General features: G+C 49.4%; 21 protein-coding genes and 1 riboswitch. Of the genes, 6 read left to right on the top strand and 15 right to left on the bottom strand.

The features are described 5' to 3' along the window. Positions 1-120: 120 nt before the first annotated feature. The 7 genes from AB3N00_RS28410 to AB3N00_RS28380 all read right to left on the bottom strand — a co-directional run bounded on the left by AB3N00_RS28410 (position 121) and on the right by AB3N00_RS28380 (position 4,615). Positions 121-435, bottom strand: a complete 315-nt coding sequence (locus AB3N00_RS28410; RefSeq protein ID WP_413037512.1) for a hypothetical protein — start codon at positions 433-435, stop codon at positions 121-123. A 29-nt stretch (positions 436-464) separates the two neighbouring features. Then, positions 465-815, bottom strand: a complete 351-nt coding sequence (locus AB3N00_RS28405; protein WP_413037511.1) for a hypothetical protein — start codon at positions 813-815, stop codon at positions 465-467. A gap of 262 nt (positions 816-1,077) precedes the next feature. Beyond that, positions 1,078-1,284, bottom strand: coding sequence for a hypothetical protein (locus AB3N00_RS28400; RefSeq protein ID WP_413037510.1), 207 nt, complete (start codon positions 1,282-1,284; stop codon positions 1,078-1,080). A gap of 12 nt (positions 1,285-1,296) precedes the next feature. Next, complete coding sequence (locus tag AB3N00_RS28395; RefSeq protein WP_413037509.1) at positions 1,297-1,848, bottom strand: VanZ family protein; 552 nt, start codon at positions 1,846-1,848, stop codon at positions 1,297-1,299. 28 nt (positions 1,849-1,876) lie between these two features. Further along, entirely contained in the window at positions 1,877-2,740 is an 864-nt protein-coding gene (locus AB3N00_RS28390; protein ID WP_413037508.1) for a D-alanyl-D-alanine carboxypeptidase family protein, read from the bottom strand. 98 nt (positions 2,741-2,838) lie between these two features. After that, entirely contained in the window at positions 2,839-3,927 is a 1,089-nt protein-coding gene (locus tag AB3N00_RS28385) for an ATP-binding protein (protein ID WP_413037507.1), read from the bottom strand. After that, entirely contained in the window at positions 3,920-4,615 is a 696-nt protein-coding gene (locus AB3N00_RS28380) for a response regulator transcription factor (RefSeq protein ID WP_413037506.1), read from the bottom strand. Before AB3N00_RS28380 ends, AB3N00_RS28385 begins: the two co-directional genes overlap by 8 nt. 83 nt (positions 4,616-4,698) lie before the next feature. Here AB3N00_RS28380 and AB3N00_RS28375 point away from each other — a divergent pair, with 83 nt between their 5' ends. The 4 genes from AB3N00_RS28375 to AB3N00_RS28360 all read left to right on the top strand — a co-directional run bounded on the left by AB3N00_RS28375 (position 4,699) and on the right by AB3N00_RS28360 (position 8,028). Continuing rightward, complete coding sequence (locus AB3N00_RS28375) at positions 4,699-5,649, top strand: helix-turn-helix transcriptional regulator (RefSeq protein WP_413037505.1); 951 nt, start codon at positions 4,699-4,701, stop codon at positions 5,647-5,649. Positions 5,650-5,721: 72 nt separating this feature from the next. Beyond that, a complete protein-coding gene (locus AB3N00_RS28370; protein ID WP_413037504.1) occupies positions 5,722-6,498 on the top strand; it encodes a zinc ribbon domain-containing protein in 777 nt (258 codons plus the stop codon). 496 nt (positions 6,499-6,994) lie between these two features. Further along, the gene (locus tag AB3N00_RS28365; RefSeq protein ID WP_176476234.1) at positions 6,995-7,162 is read left to right on the top strand and encodes a hypothetical protein; all 168 of its coding nucleotides are present in this window, start codon (positions 6,995-6,997) and stop codon (positions 7,160-7,162) included. 176 nt (positions 7,163-7,338) lie between these two features. After that, the gene (locus tag AB3N00_RS28360) at positions 7,339-8,028 is read left to right on the top strand and encodes an aspartate/glutamate racemase family protein (RefSeq protein ID WP_413037503.1); all 690 of its coding nucleotides are present in this window, start codon (positions 7,339-7,341) and stop codon (positions 8,026-8,028) included. Between the two features lie 541 nt (positions 8,029-8,569). Here AB3N00_RS28360 and thiC read toward each other — a convergent pair. Together thiC and AB3N00_RS28350 are read right to left on the bottom strand one after the other, a co-directional pair. After that, positions 8,570-10,330: a phosphomethylpyrimidine synthase ThiC gene (thiC, locus tag AB3N00_RS28355; protein WP_413037550.1), complete on the bottom strand. Its 1,761-nt coding sequence runs from the start codon at positions 10,328-10,330 to the stop codon at positions 8,570-8,572. 400 nt (positions 10,331-10,730) lie between these two features. Beyond that, positions 10,731-10,844, bottom strand: a riboswitch (TPP riboswitch). Positions 10,845-10,966: 122 nt separating this feature from the next. After that, positions 10,967-11,710, bottom strand: a complete 744-nt coding sequence (locus tag AB3N00_RS28350) for an IclR family transcriptional regulator (RefSeq protein WP_413037502.1) — start codon at positions 11,708-11,710, stop codon at positions 10,967-10,969. Between the two features lie 363 nt (positions 11,711-12,073). On the opposite strand from AB3N00_RS28350, the gene AB3N00_RS28345 reads away from it, so the two are divergent. Together AB3N00_RS28345 and AB3N00_RS28340 are read left to right on the top strand one after the other, a co-directional pair. Then, entirely contained in the window at positions 12,074-13,099 is a 1,026-nt protein-coding gene (locus AB3N00_RS28345; protein ID WP_413037501.1) for an alpha/beta hydrolase, read from the top strand. Positions 13,100-13,265: 166 nt separating this feature from the next. Further along, positions 13,266-14,546, top strand: coding sequence for a Fe-Mn family superoxide dismutase (locus AB3N00_RS28340; RefSeq protein WP_413037500.1), 1,281 nt, complete (start codon positions 13,266-13,268; stop codon positions 14,544-14,546). A 137-nt stretch (positions 14,547-14,683) separates the two neighbouring features. Here the strand turns inward: AB3N00_RS28340 and AB3N00_RS28335 are convergent, their stop codons facing one another. The 6 genes from AB3N00_RS28335 to queG form a co-directional block, all read right to left on the bottom strand. Beyond that, on the bottom strand, positions 14,684-14,908 hold the full coding sequence (locus tag AB3N00_RS28335; protein ID WP_095293207.1) for a hypothetical protein: 225 nt from the start codon (positions 14,906-14,908) through the stop codon (positions 14,684-14,686). 70 nt (positions 14,909-14,978) lie between these two features. Continuing rightward, on the bottom strand, positions 14,979-15,842 hold the full coding sequence (locus AB3N00_RS28330; RefSeq protein WP_413037499.1) for a biotin/lipoate A/B protein ligase family protein: 864 nt from the start codon (positions 15,840-15,842) through the stop codon (positions 14,979-14,981). A gap of 240 nt (positions 15,843-16,082) precedes the next feature. Then, complete coding sequence (gene folE, locus AB3N00_RS28325; RefSeq protein ID WP_095293209.1) at positions 16,083-16,676, bottom strand: GTP cyclohydrolase I FolE; 594 nt, start codon at positions 16,674-16,676, stop codon at positions 16,083-16,085. Positions 16,677-16,769: 93 nt separating this feature from the next. Next, positions 16,770-17,033: a YneF family protein gene (locus AB3N00_RS28320; protein ID WP_024633000.1), complete on the bottom strand. Its 264-nt coding sequence runs from the start codon at positions 17,031-17,033 to the stop codon at positions 16,770-16,772. Between the two features lie 223 nt (positions 17,034-17,256). Beyond that, positions 17,257-18,288: an HD-GYP domain-containing protein gene (locus AB3N00_RS28315; RefSeq protein ID WP_413037498.1), complete on the bottom strand. Its 1,032-nt coding sequence runs from the start codon at positions 18,286-18,288 to the stop codon at positions 17,257-17,259. Positions 18,289-18,303: 15 nt separating this feature from the next. Continuing rightward, a complete protein-coding gene (gene queG, locus AB3N00_RS28310) occupies positions 18,304-20,139 on the bottom strand; it encodes a tRNA epoxyqueuosine(34) reductase QueG (RefSeq protein WP_413037497.1) in 1,836 nt (611 codons plus the stop codon). Between the last annotated feature and the right edge of the window lie 9 nt (positions 20,140-20,148).

Raw genomic sequence — 20,148 nt, 5'->3', positions numbered from 1 at the left:
AAAGCTCCTCATCTCGTGCCAAACGACACGTGATGGGGAGCTTTTTTATGATTTTCTTTGAATGATCGATATGCTACATTTCTGCAATTAGATTGATTAAGATTCGGATACCGCACGCTATTAAAAATCAATCTTCAATCCAACTTCTGAATCATCAGGTGGCGAAGGAATGCGGTATATTCCCCTGCAGTTTAATTTCTCCACGTTGATCCAGTCCATAAAGTCATCCCCTCCGAAACAACGTACAAAAACAGCGTATTCCAATTTACCCTCATAATTGATGGACTCTGTGTACTGGGTGAATGGATGCTTACACTCTAAACTCTGCAGAAAATCAGAAAATTCAATTCTCCACTCATCCATTTGCTCTGCATATTGATCGGGGACATAATAATAGAATCCATCCGGCGTATAGTATGAAATTTTCATTATCATCTAGCAGACCTCCTGTAGTATAACTTTGTTTATAGTTTTAAGATCTCCATACCTTCTTTAAGGAGCCGCGATACAATCGTGTTATCCTCAATCCTCTTCGCAAGTTCCTGTTTTGTTTTATGTACCAGATAGTAAGAGTATTTTTGCATCAGTTCAGGCCCGGTTAACTCAATGGGTAAATGAATTATTTCAATTTCATCCGAGTTAAAATGGTAACGATACCCTCTCTCTGATTGTCCAACTTTCATCACCGTCTCTATGACTAACAACTCATCCCGTGTACAGGTGGTGATCAAATCTGATCTTTCTTGTTCTAAAACACTCACTTCTTCACAGCGGTGAGCACTTTCAGATTCAGCAATTTCACTTTCGATTTCCATGATCGATCTCATTCTACCTGCCAAGTTTATAGCCAATGAATACAACAATAATTATCCTCCTTTGTTAATATGTAGGTTAATAGGGTTTAATCTCTACTGTACCTCAATAGTGATTCAACTCGCAAATTGCTCATTACTTTCCACCCTATACGTGTTATCCCGTGGAGATAAAAAAACTCCCCGCCATGTGTGGTCGACACGTGATGGGGAGCCTTATTTTGATGGGGTGTGAAGAATGTGATTCGTTTGAGGGTATCTTTCTCTAATGTCCAATATGATGTGAGGCTTCATCCAGCAGTTGCAGTGCACCCATGAAAAGAAACAGGGCTGACACCGTGATCAGCGAGTACCCAATCCACCTTGAGGTTTCTCGATTGGTAATTCTTTTATCCGAAGAATGTGTTACATACCGAGGACCAACCAAAAACATGATGCCTGTACCCATCATGACAGCTGTCACGAAAACCATGCAATCCCCTCCTTAAACGTGACTCTCCTTAGAATTATAATTTTTCTTCGCCACGCGCGATTCTCCTCCCACCAACAACTGTTTCATGCCGATAACCATGGTGAAGATTATATATCCAATCAAACCACCCAAGGTGTTCAGAAGAAGATCGTCCACATCGAATATGCCCATGCCAGTCAACAGTTGTGTCACTTCGTAGCTAAGGCTTAAAAGAAGAGACAGCAGGAATACGTTTGCCCCTGACAACCATTTGTTGCCCATAAGCAATGGAATGAACACACCCAGCGGGATAAAGGCCAATACATTGCCTACCAGATGAATTGCGGTACCCGGACGATGTAAAGATAGGCTGTTCCAATCTCTTGAAATTTCCTGAAATGGCGTCAGATTGACGGTCCGCATATGAATCAGATCCGGTTGGTGAAGAAAAGCCATGAACTGGCCCCTCACGATTTCGAAGTCGACTGGACCTCCTTTAAACAGAATCAGCTTGGTTAGTAGATACAGATAAATCATTAACGTGGCAATCCAAAGGATTTTATGCGTGAACTTTTTCTGCCTCATGTTGATGAACCTCCTTTGTGCAGCCCTGTTATTCCTTTACCGTGACAATGACTCCATCCATATTATCTCCCGATATTTCATATTGGCCATGCTCAGGTATGTAAACAGTCGCATCTCGGGTGGCCTGATAATAGCGGATATGATATTTCTCACCCTCCACCTCAACAGTAATGTTCTCCTTCTCTTTTAGCAAATCCAGATACTGTTCCAGCACCAGATTATTCTTATACATGACAGCACTATGCGGCAGGCCCACATATCGAAAATGCCATGGTTCATATTGAATACCCGTGATGCTCACCTTGTCCTTCGGGTAACGTAGAATGAATCCGTATTTCCATGCATTTTTCTCCAGCCAGGCGCCCTCTGGCGCTTCACTCATGGTGGTCAGCGTAGAGCCAATATCCAGGGATAGTCCGAGATTATGCTCACTGTGCCCCGCAGGAAGTGCGTAGTCTGAACCCTTTTCCTGATAAAGCTCCTCCTGTTTCGCCAAGTCCCGGTATCCGCTGCTAAAGAGAAAATAGCGCACTCCCTCTTCCCCCGCTGCTTCGACCATTTTCTGAAACGCTTGCGCTACCTGTCGTGACAGCATGATATTCTGATCCAGCAGTCCGTATCCACGTACCAAATCGTCCTGCTCGGCCACATTTACAATATCGGTTTGAACGCCTTCCGGATGAATTGGATATGTTGAATTAACAAGCAGCAAGTTGCCCTTATGTACCTGATCCCGGATATTTCCGGTGATGGATACGGTATTTCCTGCACGGTTTTCACGCGCATCCTGAATTTCGATAGACATCTCATCCTTTTGCAAAAAAGACGCCGGCGATCTCGCAACCATATATCCAATTAAAATGATGCATATCAATAAGCCCCACTTCTTCATCCTTGCTCCTCCTTTGCCTTGTAACATCAAGGATAGAGAAAACTAGTTAAAGAAAAAGCAGGGCAAAATTAAAGTTTTTCTTAAATTTGAATACAACCTCATTGGAGAACCGGCAGGCGAACCTCAAATACGGTCCGTACCACATCACTCTGGGCAGAGATGATGCCGTCATGCTGCTCCACAATATTCCGGGCAATGAACAGGCCAAGGCCCGTCCCACCCTCCTGTTGGGTCCGGGCACGATCTCCGGTGTAATACATATCGAAGATATGCGGCAAATCCTCTGGATGAATATGCCCCCCATAGTTGGTCACCTGAATGATGACCTGCTCTGCTTCGCGATAGCCGTTAATATCCACGTAGATGCCATCCTTGCCATGACGCGCAGCGTTAATCAGCAGGTTCTCAAACACACGGGCCAGCAACTCGCCATCTCCAGAGATGGTGAGATCAGCGTCAATATTTAATCGGGTGACCAGACGATTTTTCTCAAACACAGGATAGAGCTCTTCATTCATCTGCTTCAGCAGCTCGCTAAGATCAAGCCGTGTTTTCTGTATGGGCAGCATGCCATAGTTCATGCGGGTAATTTCAAACAAATCATCAACCAGCTTCTCCAAACGCTGCGATTTGGTGAATGCAATCGACGTAAAGTGCCGAACCTGCTCCTCCGTCAGCTGATCATCCTTCATGAGCAGATCTAAATAGCCAAGTACAGAAGTGAGCGGCGTTCGCAGGTCATGCGCCAGATTCACGACAAGCTGGTCCTTGCTATTTTCGGCAAAATCCCCTCGTTTCACCGCCTCCCTCAGCTTCTCACTCGCCAGATTCACATCCTCCGCGATCGTACCCAATTCGTCCTTCGAGGAAATCTGCACCCGATGTTGAAAGTCGCCATTGGCCAAATGACTGATTCCTGTAGAAATGTCTTTGAAATAGGTCACGTAGGGCTTGGTAAACCAGAAAAAGAATAAAATGGCGAGCGGGATGAACAGGAGCAGGAAGAAATAGATATCTCCAATGCTTTTCATAAAATGACGATATTCAGCGAGCTGATCTTCTGCACGGACACCCGAATAATAATATTGCAAAAGTTTGTAAACCCCATAGGTGATCGCGCCAGAGGCAAGCATGCTTAATCCCAGCAGCATAATCATGGTCGTCCGAAAACTTCTTCGTTTAGTCATTAAACGTGTACCCCACACCCCAGATCGTTTTGATAAACTTGTTCTTGTCCACATCTTCCCCGAGCTTTTTGCGCAGGGTTCGAATATGGACCATTACTGTATTACCGCTCTCATAATAGGCCTCTCCCCATACCTGTTCAAAAATGCTTTCCGCACTGAACACCTGTTTGGGGTGGCTGGCGAGCAGATACAGAATATCGAACTCCTTCGGTGTTAGTTCCACTGGTTTGCCGTAGAGTGTAACGCTATGTTGGTCTGGCGAGATGATAAGTCCGCCCTTCTCCAGAATGGAGCGCTGGACTGGCGCAGACTGGCTGAATTGCAATGAACGGCGCAGCTGGGAGTTCACCCGGGCAACAAGCTCCATCGGATTGAACGGCTTGGTCATATAATCGTCCGCTCCCATCACAAGGCCCGTAATTTTATCCATGTCCGATGTTTTGGCACTAAGAAAAATGATCGGCAAGTGATACTGCTCCCGAATTTTGCGAGTCACCTCGTACCCATCCATGCCAGGCATCATAATGTCCAGGATCGCCAAGTCTATGGCTTGCGTCTGAACAGCTTGCAGCGCTGACTTTCCATCGAATGCTTTAACGGTGTAATACCCTTCTTTTTGTAAATGCAATGCAACCAGATCAGCGATCTCAACTTCATCGTCCGCGATCAAAATGGTAATTCGCTTCATTGCTTATTCCACTCCTATATGTGATGCTCAACAATATAACATATCTGAATCCAACTTATAAATGATTGAAAGGAATCCAATATATGAAACTGGACCGTTTATTAGCCATCGTTGTGCTGCTGATCAATCGCGGACGTGTACAGGCCAAGGATCTGGCAGATACGTTTGAAGTTTCCATCCGCACAATCTACCGTGACATTGACACCCTGGGCCAGGCAGGCATTCCTGTCGTGACATACCAGGGCATGAGCGGCGGCATTGGCCTTGCAGAAGGTTATCGTCTGGACCGAAATGTGCTGACTGACCGGGATTTGGCCTCCATCGTCACCGCACTGCGCAGCGTTTCCACTTCTCATACTAATGTAGCACGGGAGCTGCTGATGGAGAAACTTAGCAGCATCGTGCCGGAAGCGAAAAACGAGGACTTCCAGGCTGACACAAACCGCTTTATTGTCGATTACTCGATGTGGACCCATCCTGAAGCGCTGCAGAACAAACTGCAAATCATCGAACAGGGACTGGATCAGTTGCGGCCCATTACCTTTACCTATTGCAGTGCCGAAGGAGCCCACACTCACAGAACAGTCGATCCTCATACCCTTGTTCTCAAAAAGCACTCCTGGTACCTCTATGCGTTCTGTCATGCGCGCAATGAGTTTCGGATGTTCAAGCTGGTCCGGATGCAGGACGTTACACTTGCCGAAGGTAACTTCGAACGTAAACCGGTCAATCCCCAAGACAGGCCCTGGCAGCAGGAATGGGCAACTCCCGGGAACACGGTTGCCATGACGATGAGATTCCACGCCCGTGTCCGTCATATTGCCGAGGAGTGGTTTGGCATAGAGAATGTGATCCCCGATGGCCAGGGATATTACATTAGCCAGGTGGCATTTCCGGAGGATAGCTGGCTGTACGGATTCATTCTTGGCTTTGGAGCAGATGCCGAAGTATTGGAGCCTCTTCATATTCGTGACGAGATCCGCCAAATCGCAGAACAAATCGTGCAAAATTATACAGCCCCTCCGCAAACCTGACAGACAGCTGTCCAGTTCCTCCCGTTATACTTCATCTATATTCAAGCTGTACATAACGAGGAGGAATTATTAATGAACGTCACTGTATGCCAGAGCTGCGGAATGCCGCTAACCACCCCTGCCCAATTCGGAACGGAAGCAGATGGAAATGCAACCCGTGAATACTGCATCTATTGTTATAAAGAAGGCGTGTTCCAACAGCCCAACATTACGCTGGAAGGCATGATTGAGATGTGCACCGCGATCCTCAAGGAAGAAGGTACGGACGAGGAATCGGCCCGCTCGATGCTGCGTAATCAGCTTCCTTTTTTGAAACGGTGGAATAGATCCACTTCTGAAAGGAATGAAAAAACGAACTCCGTTCAACCTGTTCGATATGTTACGCTTCCTGGGAAACGCCTGGCTGGTGTTTCGGCCAGAACGACAAATGCCATTGAGATGAGCGGTAAAGGCTGCATTCAGGGACTGTGGAACCGTTACTTCACGTCAGGGCCGCTCCCCGCTCCCGAGGCAGCCCGATATGGATGTTATGCGGATTATACCGATGGTATACACGGGGAATACACCATACTCGTAGGTCATGAGGTGGCTGCAGATGAAACGCTGCCTGAAGGTATGAACTCGGTCGAGCTGCCTCCTGCGACATACGCCGTGTTCACCTCCAGAAAGGGTCCAATGGCAGAAGTTGTAGGTGAAGCCTGGGGCGCCGTATGGGCCTGGAACCATCAGCACGAGCGAACGTTCACCGGTGATTTCGAGTTATACGATGAGCGGAGTATGGACCCTTCCAATGTCCAAGTAGATCTCTATATTGCAGTTAAACAAGCTAAACCAGGTGCAGATCAGTGATAAATATCATTTCTCTTCCTGTTTGATGAGCAATAAGCCGTCCGGTTTTCCGGGCGGCTTATTTGGTGTATCTTCCTTGTCTCACGTGTGAAAACGTGTAAAACATTCCCCTTTGCACCCAAGACAACCGACTATGGTACCAAGTTAGTTAGCTTCAATGATACCTACTCTCCCAGACAATTTGTCTTATTTGAGGGCACAATTGACATTCCTGAAACTGGGACTATTCACTTAACAACCGATTCCATCCTCCCATATCAGACCACTCATATACGGTTCTTTACTCCTGAATTTACCTCAAACCGTTTACATCTTCTCAATACGGGGTAAAATCACTACAATCCAATTGGAATTACGTCATAACTTCCCGATTTCGTCTAACAAGTCACATATACCTATTTGTGCACGGGGAACTGGGCCTATCCGAAATACATAACCTTAAATAAGAAAACAATAATGAGTGCATATTCGAACATGCACCAAAGGAGGAACCAAGATGATCCGCATGCCTATTCAGCAAATGATCCCGTACCACCACCAATATCCGCGCAACACGGCGACCACTGCTCCCAAAAAGGAGAATGAGAACACTCAAGGTCTATCCTTTCATGAGATTTTGCAGCAAAAAATGGCGCAAAAGAATGTATCGCCTTCCATGCGCTAAAATGTACATCTGATCATATTCGAACCTGATTATAGAACCGTCCTTCCGCCGTTTGGCGGGGAGACGGTTATTGGCGTTTGGCATAAACTTCTGTACAGTTTCCAATTGCATTTTTATAATGGGTTAAATATCTGTTGCACTCACAGGTTAAAAGCATTGATAAAGGGGATGTCACCATGATCACGATCGGCTGTTTTCACGCTCACTATTCCAACATCGCACTGATTGAAGAAGCGCTCGCTCCCTATGAAGTAGAACTTGTGCATTATGTCGATCCGGGTCTGGATCGCCGCAAACATGATGCCGACTTCTCTGAAGCTGTCACGCAAGAGAAGGTATCCCAGACGTTACAATGGATTGCCCAATGTCATGCAGATGCCATCCTGGTCACTTGTACCCTATTTGCTGCGGAACTGGCGCAGGCAGCACAGCATGTTTCCATACCCGTCATCGGCATCGATGATCCACTGTTGCAGAAGCTGCAGCAGACTTCCCAAGAATACATCCTTGCTTTTACCAACCCGGCAACCGTTGAAGGAACGATGACGCGGGTGAATAAAGCACTGCAGCAAGGTGAAGTAAACAGGCAGGAAAACGTTGCGGATACATCAAGAATAGAGGCCGTGTTAATTCCCGGTACATTTGAGTTGATCATGCGGGGCGATAAGGAAGGCTATCTTGAGGCAGTGAGTACCGGCTTGCAGCAACTGGCTGCTCAGTCGCCAGTCAAAACGGTAGTTGCCGCTCAGTTGTCCATGGCTCCCGCAGCAGCTCGCGCAACAGCAAATGCAGGTACGGAGATTTACAGTCCCCTGGCATCGCTTGCAACGTATTTGGAGCAGCACCTGAACATCGTTCATCGTTAGTTTTGACATGTAGAGCTTCAGCTGTGAAGTACTTTTATTTCATGATAAAAAGACTCTCGAATGAGAGTCTTTCGAATGGTATAATCCATATGTACAGCCAATTTGTGGTGGGGAATAGGCTTGCCTCCAGTGGGAGGTGATCCTATGAACTTCTCTTTCAACGACGTAATCGTGTTCGCAATGTTAATTATTGCGCTCCTGACATACATCGACCGGAAAAAGAAGTGACCCGCCACAGGTTGACAGGCCTGACGGGTCACTTCATCTGAGCTAAGCTGCACTCGGAGGAATACCTGCCGCAAATGCTGTGCAGGAGTAGCCATTGGCCTGGCTACTCTTATTTGTCTTTACTTATACTCATTTTATTAAACATCTGTGAGACAATCAACCTATAACGGATAGAAATATCCAGTATTTTGACCCTCTATCTACTTCTTCAGCGAAGCAAACTGGTTCCATAACTAAAAGCCGTTCTTCCCCCAATAGCGGAGAGAACGGCTTTTATACATTCTAGACCGCCCAGATTGCGCTGTAACGTCGCCTAGGATCGGGTTCGGTATTCCTCAGCCTTCTCCTGCATTCCAGCCGCCACAGCCTCATTCTCGGACAGCCCTTTGTCTGCGGCAAAGGCACGAATATCCTGGGTGATGCGCATGCTGCAAAACTTCGGACCACACATGGAACAGAAATGGGCTTCCTTGGCCCCTTCAGCTGGCAGCGTCTCATCATGGTAGGACAGCGCACGCTCCGGGTCCAGTGACAGGTTGAACTGGTCCCGCCAGCGGAACTCAAAGCGTGCCTTCGACAGCGCGTCATCCCGGCGCTGGGCACGTGGATGGCCTTTTGCCAGATCGGCTGCATGGGCTGCGATCTTATAGGCAATAACGCCCTCCCGCACATCATCCTTGTTCGGCAAACCCAGATGTTCCTTGGGCGTCACATAGCAGAGCATGGACGTTCCGAACCAGCCGATCATCGCCGCCCCAATGGCTGAGGTAATATGGTCATAGCCCGGTGCGATATCTGTCGTCAGCGGTCCGAGTGTATAGAACGGCGCCTCCTTGCAGATCTCCATCTGGAGGTCGACATTCTCCTTAATCTTGTGCATCGGCACATGTCCCGGCCCTTCAATCATCACCTGCACATCATGCTTCCACGCGATCTGCGTCAGTTCACCGAGCGTAGCAAGTTCAGCCATCTGAGCTTCGTCATTGGCATCATAAATGCTGCCTGGGCGGAGTCCATCTCCGAGAGAGAAGGCCACATCATACCTTTTCATGATTTCACAGATTTCTTCAAAATGGGTGTACAAAAAATTCTCCTGATGATGTGCAAGGCACCATGCCGCCATAATGGAGCCGCCCCTGGAAACAATCCCCGTCATCCGTTTGGCCGTCATCGGGATATAACGCAGCAGCACGCCTGCGTGGATCGTAAAGTAATCCACTCCCTGCTCTGCCTGCTCAATAAGCGTGTCACGATAAAGTTCCCAGGTCAGGGCCTCGGCTTCGCCATTCACCTTCTCCAGCGCCTGATAGAGCGGCACTGTTCCAATCGGTACAGGCGAATTGCGGATGATCCATTCCCGGGTGGTATGAATGTCCTTGCCCGTAGAGAGATCCATCACCGTGTCCGATCCCCAGCGCACCGCCCAGGTCATCTTCTCCACCTCTTCTTCGATCGAAGAAGAAACGGCCGAATTGCCGATATTCGCGTTGATCTTTACGTGAAAATGGCGCCCGATCAGCATCGGCTCACTCTCGGGATGATTAATATTTGACGGCAAAATGGCTCTGCCGCTCGCAAGCTCCTGCCGCACAAATTCCGGTTCGACACCCTCACGAATGGCTGCAAATTCCATCTCCGGTGTAATGATGCCCTTTCTCGCATAGTGCATCTGGGTGACACATCGTCCGGATTGTGCACGCAGCGGTTTGCCGCGCAAGCCCGGGTACTCTTCAGCTCCGGCTCTCTTCCCTCCAGGTTTCAAACCGTTATCCTCCGGTTTGACGGTGCGTCCCTGGTATGCCTCAACGTCACTCCGCTCTATAATCCAGCGTGTACGCAGAGCTGGCAGACCTGCCCGGATATCCGCATGGAATCCGGGATCGGTCATGGGGCCGCTCGTATCGTAGACACGCAGCGGCTCGTTATGCTCCACCCCTTGGGGAGTATTCGTGTCATGAAGGGCAATTTCACGCTCCGGTACAGCAATGTCCGGACGTGAGCCCTGAATGTACACTTTGCGGCTGCCGGGAAACGGCTGAACCCGTCGGGCCGCCCCTGTTTCCTTTTCCAACATATGCTCTGAATGTTTCTGTTCCGTTGTTCTGTTGTCCGTACTCATCGCTACCTTTTCCTCCTCATTGGTGGTCCCATGGATTGGTTAGTCCGTTTGTTTGCTTGCGCACCCAGCCCAATCATCCATGCATAGGTAAGAAAGAGCGACCACACTATGGAAAAGAGGACATTACAGCAGATTAAGCTGACAGGTTATAGAATGATTGGGCTAAACCCCACTCTCGCAGGCCCGCACATCAGGAGATGTACTCCTCCTCTGCAGCGGACGTTCGCCTGTTTACTGTATATAAAAAAGCCGGTTCCCGAGGGAACCGGCTCATGTCCATCACCCGCAACCAACCGGATGCCAAGCTCCCTAAAGGGGAGACATGCCAAAGGCTGTATTATGCAGGTGTTCGTGGGTATATCGCCGATTACTTCCCTACGCTGGTATGATCCAGATCAGGTGCAAAGGGTCCAGAATCTCATGCGATTCCGTCTCAGTCCGGACAATTCGGACTCCCCCAGTAACGTTAACAAGTTGCGGTAATGCAACCGCAGTTCCATATTCAATTCATTCCAGCCCACCGGGCCGTCCATTACAGACTAGCGCAAGCCCGTCAGAAAAACAACCCTTTATCTTCCACTGTATTCAAAATCAGGACAACATGAGGCCCATCTGGGCAGCCGCTTCCTTCAGCACAGGTGCATATTCATGCAAAGTTTCCTGGGACAGACGGCTAACGGGTCCAGATACCGAAAGTGCAGCTGCGATATTTCCCTTACGGTCCATAATCGGCACAGATACTGCAGCCGCTCCAGGCTCCCGTTCCTCATAGCTGGTCGCATATCCATTCTCCCGGATATCTCCCATCTGGGCCAGATAAACCTCAGGATCGATAAATACCGGCCATTCCGGCCCATTCATCAATTCCTCCCGGTCCTCCTCCGTCGCGAATGCCATTAGCACCTTGCTGGATGCTCCTACAGATAAGGGGAGCCGCACGCCGACAGGAGCCACACGGCGGATCGCCTGATCACTCTGGACGGCCTGAATCCGTATCCGTTCACTGCCATCCCGAAGATACAGACTGACTGTCTCTCCCAGACGATCTCTGAGCCGCTCCATCGCAGGAAGCAGCAATATGGCCGGGTCATCACTACGGGACATATGAGCAGACAGTTCCCAGATCCGAATACCGAGTCGGTATTTCTCTGTCTCAGCATCGCGAATGACGAACCCCTTCTCCTCCAGCGTAGCCATCAGACGGTGAACTGTACTTTTGTGCAAACCAATCTGGCTGGCAATTTCCGTGAGTCCCAGATCACTGCGGGTGGTAAAACACAATAATATATCCAGCGCCCGTTCCACAGCACGGACGGTTAATTTGCGGTCTTCCATGGCATAATGCCCTCCTCATGTTTCATCACATGAAACTTGGTTACATAAATTATATGAGAAACAATCTCATCTGTAAACCAAAAAGCGCCAAATCACAACCGGATAAGGTGTAAATATTTTCTTTTTATAAGCCTAAATCCCCTGCAATTTGCACCATCAGGAAATGTTACCCATATATCTTTCGAACTATATAACAATTGCGTAACAAATGCCTCCAATCAATTGACTTTAACTATAGGGAAACATACGATAAAGATATATAAAGACAAGATTTTGCTGCACATGCTTGTAAGGATAAAAAGACATTTTACCCGATCTGAACTCGTTGTTATCTTCAATTGATCTTAATAAGGAGGGGCAATCATGTTTCCGACATCCCAGAGCGAAGCCCCGCTGCAAACGAAAGTGTCCGATCTGCCCTCTTCGTTATCACCGAGGCTGATCCGGTTCAAACATATTATCGTAGCGTTGCTGCTCTCCGTTGTATTTTTTCTGCTCTTTTGTTTTATTGCACTACACGGCTATATCGCCTGGGTCTTATCCAATCCAACCGTAGCCCCTGTATTCTCCAACCCGATGCAGGCCAAGAATATGAAGTACGAAGACATCACGTTCCCGGCAGCAGACGGCAGCCGGACGATGCAGGGCTGGTACATTCCCGCAGACACCGAAGTCAACAAAACCATTATCTTCAGTCACGGATATGGTGCCAACCGGGAGGAAACCTGGGTACCGATGTATGACCTGGCTCATTACGCCCACCAGCTCGGTTTCAATGTAGTGATGTTTGATTACGGATTCGCCTCACAGGTGAACAAGGCGGTCGCCACGGGCGGCAAAGCCGAGTCCCAGCAATTGCTTGGTGCGATTCAGTTTGCCAAGCAGCGCGGTGCTCAGGAGCTTGTCGTCTGGGGCTTCTCCATGGGCGCAGGTACCGCATTACAGACTGGTCTGTTGACGGAGAACGTGGATGCCATGATTCTCGACAGCACCTTCCTGCTGGAGCCGGATACGCTGTATCACAACATCCATAACCAGATCGATCTGCCGCGCCAGCCGACCCTGCAGATCATGAATCTGTTATTCCCGGTTCTGAACGGCACCGGATTGCAGCAAATCCCGTATCAGGAAGTCAAAAAGAAAGACTATCCCTTCCCGATCTTCTTCATTCACGGTACGGAAGATGAGAAGGCTCCCTATCCAATCGCGGAGCTCCTCGCTGCCAACCAAACCAACACCTACTCGGAAGAATGGATTGTGCAGGATGCGCATCATGAGTTGATCTTCCGGGAACATCCGAAGGAGTACATTCGCCGTGTCTCTACGTTCCTGAGTCATGTGACGAAGACAAGCAGCGATGATGTGGAGAATACCAATACCGGAGAATAGTTACCTTCCGGTAATTTAAGAGCCCCTGCGGGGCTCTTTTTTTTGTGTACACATAGGACAACATGGCTGAAGAATATACTTTTGGGACGATTATAAATGGTTTGATCTTGGCATTCCCTTGATGGGCTGATATCTAAAATTTCACTTGAATGGAGGTCCACCGTATATGAATTGGTCTAAATATGGACCCTTGCTGCCTCTGCGTATTCTGGAGGAGATCCGATTCTGGAAAGAGCAGGAGAAAGAGCATACGCTCGTCATTCGGGCACTGGTTCCCGAACTTGAGCCCTCTTATGTAAAGCTGCTTGAGGAATGGGCGGCGACTTTTGAAAATAGTGAGAAAGTGGCCAATCAGCTGTTGAAACAGCTTTTGCCCGGAACCCACCCACCTGCCCCTTATATGATCCGCTGTGTGGAACAGCTTGTGGCCTCTGCACGTTCCCAATCGCGGGAGTTCATCAGACAGTTGTATGTGCTGCTCGAACAAAGTGCTGCTGTGCAGGCTGTGCCGATTGCCAAGGCGGTCATTCTGCACTTTATCCGCGAATCGGAGTATTTCCTCGGCGTGCTGGATACGTTGAATCAGCCAGGTGTCATTCGGGATGCGGCAAATGATGAGACCTTCTCGCTGGAAAAGCATCTTCAATGGACAGGACGCTCCGAGGAAGAAACAGCGGAAGAGCCGGCTTCCGCAGCCGGTAAAACCAATCCCTCGTCGCCTGCATCACAGGTGCAGTCTTCAGCCGTCCCTGTTCAATCGCCTTCTTCCGGTACCACAGAGAGCATGACTTTACCATCTGCCCCTCCTGTGAAAGAGAAGCCTGTCCCCATTGGAGGACACACCCTGCCGCCTCTTCCCTATGCATATAATGCACTCGAGCCGCATATTGACGAGATGACGATGCGCATTCATCATGACAAGCACCATCAATCCTATGTGGACGGACTTAATGTGGCCGAGAAGAAACTGGCAGAATCGCGGAAAAAGAATAACTTTGAACTCGTCAAACATTGGGAACGCGAACTCGCCTTCAACGGTGCAGGTCATTACCTTCATACCATCTTTTGGACGATCATGAATCCTAGGGGCGGCGGCAAACCTTCAGGTATGCTAGCGGAACAGATCAAACGGGATTTCGGCAGTTACGAGGCGTTCAAAAATCAATTCACCGAAGCCGCCAACAAAGTGGAGGGCGGTGGCTGGGCCTTGCTTGTCTGGAGCCCGCGGGCACATCGTTTGGAGATCTTACAGGCGGAGAAGCATCAGAACCTGTCTCAGTCCGACATTGTGCCACTCCTGCCGCTCGATGTGTGGGAGCATGCTTACTATCTGAAACATCAGAATGAGCGCAAAAAATATATTGAGGACTGGTGGAATGTGGTCTACTGGCCTGCTGTGGCCGAGCGTTACGAAACGGCGCGCAAGCTGTTATGGCCGCCCTACTAAATCGAGCCTGGAAAGATGAAAAAAGAGATATCTCCAGCCGGAAGACGGCCAGATATCTCTTTGATCTGCACAAAAAAAGCAAGCCTCTCTACTCAAGAAGACTTGCTTGTATTTGGAAAGGTTACTGACGCGCTCTACTAGGAAGCACAGCCCTCGCATGCAACATAGTTGTCCCCAACCTGTTTGCTGATGGCGATCAGATCGCCCAGCTTGATATCTTCTTCGCCTGTGAACTCCAGGTCGGCAATCCGTGCAACGATCAGCGCTGCAGCCTCTTCCTTGCTTGTTGCCATTTGGCTGAATTCAGACTTTTCGCCAGAAGATACAACCTCATATTCGAATGTATATCTTAATGTTTCCATCTTGGCACTCTCCTTCCGAAATCACATCATATCATCTCTATTAACCAATTCCAAGTCTTCTCGCACGATACTAATCGTAGCGGAGCTTCATCTGTTCTGCCGTCTGCCTTACTGTCTCACGGTCCACGGACAACACGCGGCCGGTCTCCGCCAGAGGATACCTATTCCGAAGTGTACGAACCAGGGAAGCGGTATAAGTCGCGGCAGAAGGTACGCCTGCCAGCTCCTGCAGACTAGCCATCGCACCCGGCCGAACATCGGGATAACCTTCTTTCAAATCGCCTGCAGCATCCTGGTAGAACTTGCGCACATCCGCTGCCAGTTCATCTCCGTGTCCTTCCACAATGATAAAGGCCGTAATGATATAAGCCTTCGCCTGCCTGCGCTGGGCAATACCGCAAAATTTAAGTCCGCAGACACTGACATCATAATCTCCCGGGCAGAATGCGCCCTCGATCTCTCCGGTCTGTGCCTTACTCGACCATGGCGTTAACGACTCGGCAATAAGCGAGGCCATCTCGCGAAAATCATCGTGAATATTGATAGCCCGACCCGGATTAGGCAAAATCAAAGAAACGTTAACCACGCCAGGATGAAGAGGAACAGCAGCACCACCGGAGGGACGAACACAGACAGCTGTTCCCCGCCTTCTCATGCGTTCCATCGCCTCCACGGCCTCTGGCAGCCGGCGATCCCGCAGACCCACTACAAAGGCGTCCGGATGGCGCCAAATATGAGCTACCGGCAAATGGCCTTCGCCCACACGGCGGCACATCACCTCTTCCCATGCAAATGCTTCAAGCACACTGCTTCCGTGCCGCAATAATGGCGTTTCCCAGATCTGTAAACGATGCAGCCCAAATGACGGATCGGAATGAATCGGTTGCACTGCTCCCGACTGTCCAGGTTGTTCTGAATTGAACGGTACACTCATATAAGATAGCCTCCGACTAAACGAATCTGAAACAGGATGAGATCAAACCATCGTTGTCATGCGTATGTACTTCTCTTCTGCCATATATATTTAATTACATTTACTATATCAGCATACTGCAAGATTCGTTTCAACTCATTGAATATGTAGCAAACTCATATAAATAAGCCGGTTCCCAGGGAACACGGCTTATTCGTAAACCATTTTCAATGATTGGACATCGCTTGTCCAGTTTGAATCTTAGTCCTTAACCAGTGACAGAAACTCGGCACGCTGTGCCGTATTGTCCCGGAAAGAGCCACGGACCGCGGATGTTACCGTTTTGCTGCCAGGCTTCTTCACGCCGCGGGAACACATGCACAAGTGCTCACCTTCCACGACAACCATGACGCCATGCGGTTCAACGGCCTCGTTCAAAATGTCGGCAATCTGTGAAGTAATACGCTCCTGTACCTGGAGGCGACGGGTAACTGCCTCCACCAAACGGGCCATTTTGCTCAAACCGACAATCTTCCCACTGGGTACATACCCAATGTGTACTTTGCCGAAGAAAGGTGCCATGTGATGTTCACACTGGCTGTAATAGACAATGTCCTTCACAATGACTAGTTCTTCATGATTCTCGTCAAACGTCACACCGAGTACATCGCGCGGGTCCACTTCATACCCGCCAAAAATCTCTTCATACATCCGGGTTACGCGTGCAGGCGTCTCAAGCAGCCCTTCCCGCGTACTATCTTCTCCGATTAGCTTGAGGATCTGTTCTACATGGTACTCGATCTTCTCCCGATTGTCGGATACTTTTGAATTCAAATAATCTTTAACGCCAGCCACTGCCGAACGCCTCCTTTCGAACCCCTTGGTGTAAGCATTCTACACCACAGCATTATGCATAATTCGATTATGCAAATTGCTTGCTTACAACTATTATTTTCGGCGGCCCGAGTTTTTACGCGCAGGATGTTGCCCCGGCTGAGGCATCTTCGCGCCAGGCTGCTGGTTCTTCATCATCTGCTGGGCGCGCTGCATTTGCTTGCCATTCAGGTTATAACCCATTTGCTTCGCCATTTTCTGAAGCATATCGGGATCACTTTGCATTTTCTCGAGCTGTTTACGCAAGTAGTACACCCCGATGAAGAATCCCCCGACCAGACCTACAATCAATGTAATAATCGGTATTGCTATTGCCATCTCTTAGACACCTCTGTATGCAATCTAAAAAGCCTAATAATCCGTGTCAGCACCTGATGTTCACTTGCCTGGTTGTACACGTGTCACGGACCGGATTTCCTGAAAATTATCATAGCATTTCCGCACGAATGGAGCAAACGGATTTTCCAGCTAATAGTTAAATTGGTGTTGACAAAATTTTAGCTCAACATGGATTATGCCTTTCAGGAAGATCCATGGACACCTAGCTCATTACAGTCTCGATGAAAACGGTTGTTTCCTTGGCAAGATCCACTTCAATAACATCCAGATCATAACGCGTACTGCCGCGGGCAACCCGAATGACAGGCCTGCCCGGTAATCCCCGATGCTGCCGAACAATTACGCCTGTCTCTTTGGTGGACAGCCGCACGGCTGTTCCATTCGGATACACGGACACGCTCCGGTTGAATTCAATCAGAATTTCCCGATCCAGCTTCGTACCGGACATCGCCATCATCTCTTCACAAGCCTCATGCGGCAGCATGCTTCGTCCGGATGAGCCGTTGATCAGATTGTCATATATATTGGCGGCGGCAACAATTTTGGCAAATAAATGAATGTCCTTGCCCATAATACCTCTTGGCAGACCTGTGCCGTCCACATGCTCGTGATGCTGAAGGGCGGTATGCGCCACCAAAAGACTGAATTCCCGTTTGGACTTAATCACTTCAAACCCCCGCCACGTATGGTGAAGAGAAGCATTGGCTGCAGATACACTGCCCGGAGGCTCTCCAACTTTGCCGATATCATGAAGCAGTGCACCCACCGCCAGATCCTTCAGCTGATTGTAGTTCAAACCCAAATTCAGCCCTATGACAGAGGACAGCAAGCATACATTCATGGCATGTACATACTGGGCGTTATCCTTGGTTCGAATATCCGTCAGTTGGACAAGCAGTTCCCGCCCGTTTAAAACATCGCTCAGCAGCTTGTCTATGCTAAGGGTAACCTTTTTCGGGCTCCAGTCCTTCCCGGAACGTACCGCTTCCAGCGTCACGCTCATTTCGTTGATAATGGCCCGCTTCGTGGCTTCATCCAGAATGTCTTCTGTCTCCACATCTTTATACGTTTCATCCTGGATGTACAGCATGGTTACGCCAATACGCTTCAACGTATTAACCATAAATACGGTGAGCTGGACTCCCGCAGACAACAAGACTGTTCCATTGCCTGAATACACGGTTTTGCCCAGACACTCACCCGCCTCCACACTTTCCACGTTTACATACTTCATGAACGTCCCCCGCTCTTACGATTGCTGCTCCAATGCGAGCAATTGCTCCTTGGTTTGCAGACCGCCTACATAACCTACCAGGGTTCCGTCTTTGCCGCTGATGCGGTGACAGGGAATAATAATCGGAATCGGATTTTTGCTAATGGCATCCAGAACTGCGCGAACAGCTTTGGGCCTTCCGATCGTTTCCGCAACCTGCTGGTGTGATGAGGCCTCTCCATAAGATATATCGGACAGGACTTGCCAGACTTGTAGCTGGAACGGCGTTCCAAGCAAATCCAGCTGTAATTCGAAGGATTTTCGTTCTCCGGCAAAATACTGCTGCAGCTGCTTCGCAGCTTCGCTCAGCTTCTCTTCATTTTTCTCATACCGATACTCGCCAATCCAGGTTCGGGCCCATTGCTGCAGGTGAGCCTCACGCACATGGAATGCTCCAAAATCAATATGACACAGGCCTTTATCCGTAGCACACAGGGTAAGTGTACCAATCGGTGTCAGCACTTCATCATAATATACTGGCGTGCCATGAAGTCCGGTTACGGCTGAAGGCTTCCACGCAGCGGCCTCCTGTTTCTCCGGTTGCCCGGACGGATTGGAATCCGTATCAGCCGGTTCATTCTTCTGTTCTTCTTGCTGCTTGTCACTTACTAGCCCAGCTTGGGGCTTATCGGGTAAGGACCCGGACGAACGGAGTCGCTCCTTGGCCTTCTGCAGCATGCTTAGCACGTTCCCATCTTGTTCGTTAGCGGCAGCTTCCCCAATTGCTCTCATTGCGTCTTCTCCTCCAATTCTGCTCAGCGCCCAGGCTGCGGTTCCCCGCAGCTCAGGACGCGGATCACGCTTCAGTACCTCCGTCAGCTTCGGCACAGCGCTTTTGTCTTTGAAATTGCCCAGTGCGATGACTGCGTTGCGTTGAATCGGCTTCTTGCCCCGCCAGGCGGCGGAGCTCTGACCGAATCGTTCCTTGAACTCCCGGTTGCCGATATCCAGCAATGGCAGCAGCAGCGGCTTCACAATCTCCGGATCGGGCTGCAGATCGGGATGGTGATCCCAGTTTTTGCCCCGATTCTTCGGACAGACGATCTGACATGTATCACAACCGTACAGACGGTTGCCTATTTTTAACATAAACTCTTCATCCACGAACCCTTTCGTCTGGGTTACAAAAGAAATACACCGCTGTGCATTCAATTGCCCCGGACCCACCAACGCTCCAGTCGGACAGGCATCGATGCATTTCGTACATTCCCCGCAATCTTCCGTCACCGGTGTATCCGGCTGGAAGGGAATGTTGGTCACCAGTTCACCAAGATAGATCCATGACCCAAACTTGGGTGAAATGATGGAGCAGTTTTTGGCGCTGAAACCAATGCCCGCTCGCTGGGAGACTGCACGGTCAACTAGTGCCCCTGTATCCACCATGCTCTCAATCATGGCCTCCGGTACCCGTTCACGTATAAAGTTCACCAGCTTGTCCATCGCTTCGCGCAGCACATGGTGATAATCCCGGCCCCATGCCGAACGGGCCAAAATGCCACGATATGCGCCAGGCTCCGACTTCGGTGGATTGACCATCTTCGATGGATATGCCACGGCTATCGCAATGAGTGAAGCCGGCTCACCTTCCTTCAAAGCAGGACGCACCCTTTTCTCAATATCCGGCTCTTCGAATCCAGACTCATAACCGTTAGCCCGATGCTGCTCCAGCAGTGATTTTAATGATACAAAGGGCTCTGCTGAAGCAAAACCGACATCATCAATGCCCAGTCCGGGGGCAGCTGCCTTGATCTCCTGTTTCAACTGTTCCCACACAGAACCAGCCTGGGCCGCCCCGGTCTGTACGCTCGTCATGTTCTCTTC

This window comes from Paenibacillus xylanilyticus (assembly GCF_047246825.1).
GTDB classification, from domain to species: domain Bacteria; phylum Bacillota; class Bacilli; order Paenibacillales; family Paenibacillaceae; genus Paenibacillus; species Paenibacillus xylanilyticus_B.
The sequence above is the reverse complement of the archived record's forward strand: the minus strand, read 5'-3'. Positions and strand labels throughout refer to the sequence as shown.

Bases quoted from the DNA above. Each gene is read 5' to 3' on its own strand.
- AB3N00_RS28410 (WP_413037512.1), bottom strand. From the start codon at position 435: ATGATAATGAAAATTTCATACTATACGCCGGATGGATTCTATTATTAT.
- AB3N00_RS28405 (WP_413037511.1), bottom strand. From the start codon at position 815: ATGGAAATCGAAAGTGAAATTGCTGAATCTGAAAGTGCTCACCGCTGT.
- AB3N00_RS28400 (WP_413037510.1), bottom strand. From the start codon at position 1,284: ATGGTTTTCGTGACAGCTGTCATGATGGGTACAGGCATCATGTTTTTG.
- AB3N00_RS28395 (WP_413037509.1), bottom strand. From the start codon at position 1,848: ATGAGGCAGAAAAAGTTCACGCATAAAATCCTTTGGATTGCCACGTTA.
- AB3N00_RS28390 (WP_413037508.1), bottom strand. From the start codon at position 2,740: ATGAAGAAGTGGGGCTTATTGATATGCATCATTTTAATTGGATATATG.
- AB3N00_RS28385 (WP_413037507.1), bottom strand. From the start codon at position 3,927: ATGACTAAACGAAGAAGTTTTCGGACGACCATGATTATGCTGCTGGGA.
- AB3N00_RS28380 (WP_413037506.1), bottom strand. From the start codon at position 4,615: ATGAAGCGAATTACCATTTTGATCGCGGACGATGAAGTTGAGATCGCT.
- AB3N00_RS28375 (WP_413037505.1), top strand. From the start codon at position 4,699: ATGAAACTGGACCGTTTATTAGCCATCGTTGTGCTGCTGATCAATCGC.
- AB3N00_RS28370 (WP_413037504.1), top strand. From the start codon at position 5,722: ATGAACGTCACTGTATGCCAGAGCTGCGGAATGCCGCTAACCACCCCT.
- AB3N00_RS28365 (WP_176476234.1), top strand. From the start codon at position 6,995: ATGATCCGCATGCCTATTCAGCAAATGATCCCGTACCACCACCAATAT.
- AB3N00_RS28360 (WP_413037503.1), top strand. From the start codon at position 7,339: ATGATCACGATCGGCTGTTTTCACGCTCACTATTCCAACATCGCACTG.
- thiC (WP_413037550.1), bottom strand. From the start codon at position 10,330: ATGTTGGAAAAGGAAACAGGGGCGGCCCGACGGGTTCAGCCGTTTCCC.
- AB3N00_RS28350 (WP_413037502.1), bottom strand. From the start codon at position 11,710: ATGGAAGACCGCAAATTAACCGTCCGTGCTGTGGAACGGGCGCTGGAT.
- AB3N00_RS28345 (WP_413037501.1), top strand. From the start codon at position 12,074: ATGTTTCCGACATCCCAGAGCGAAGCCCCGCTGCAAACGAAAGTGTCC.
- AB3N00_RS28340 (WP_413037500.1), top strand. From the start codon at position 13,266: ATGAATTGGTCTAAATATGGACCCTTGCTGCCTCTGCGTATTCTGGAG.
- AB3N00_RS28335 (WP_095293207.1), bottom strand. From the start codon at position 14,908: ATGGAAACATTAAGATATACATTCGAATATGAGGTTGTATCTTCTGGC.
- AB3N00_RS28330 (WP_413037499.1), bottom strand. From the start codon at position 15,842: ATGAGTGTACCGTTCAATTCAGAACAACCTGGACAGTCGGGAGCAGTG.
- AB3N00_RS28320 (WP_024633000.1), bottom strand. From the start codon at position 17,033: ATGGCAATAGCAATACCGATTATTACATTGATTGTAGGTCTGGTCGGG.
- AB3N00_RS28315 (WP_413037498.1), bottom strand. From the start codon at position 18,288: ATGAAGTATGTAAACGTGGAAAGTGTGGAGGCGGGTGAGTGTCTGGGC.
- queG (WP_413037497.1), bottom strand. From the start codon at position 20,139: ATGACGAGCGTACAGACCGGGGCGGCCCAGGCTGGTTCTGTGTGGGAA.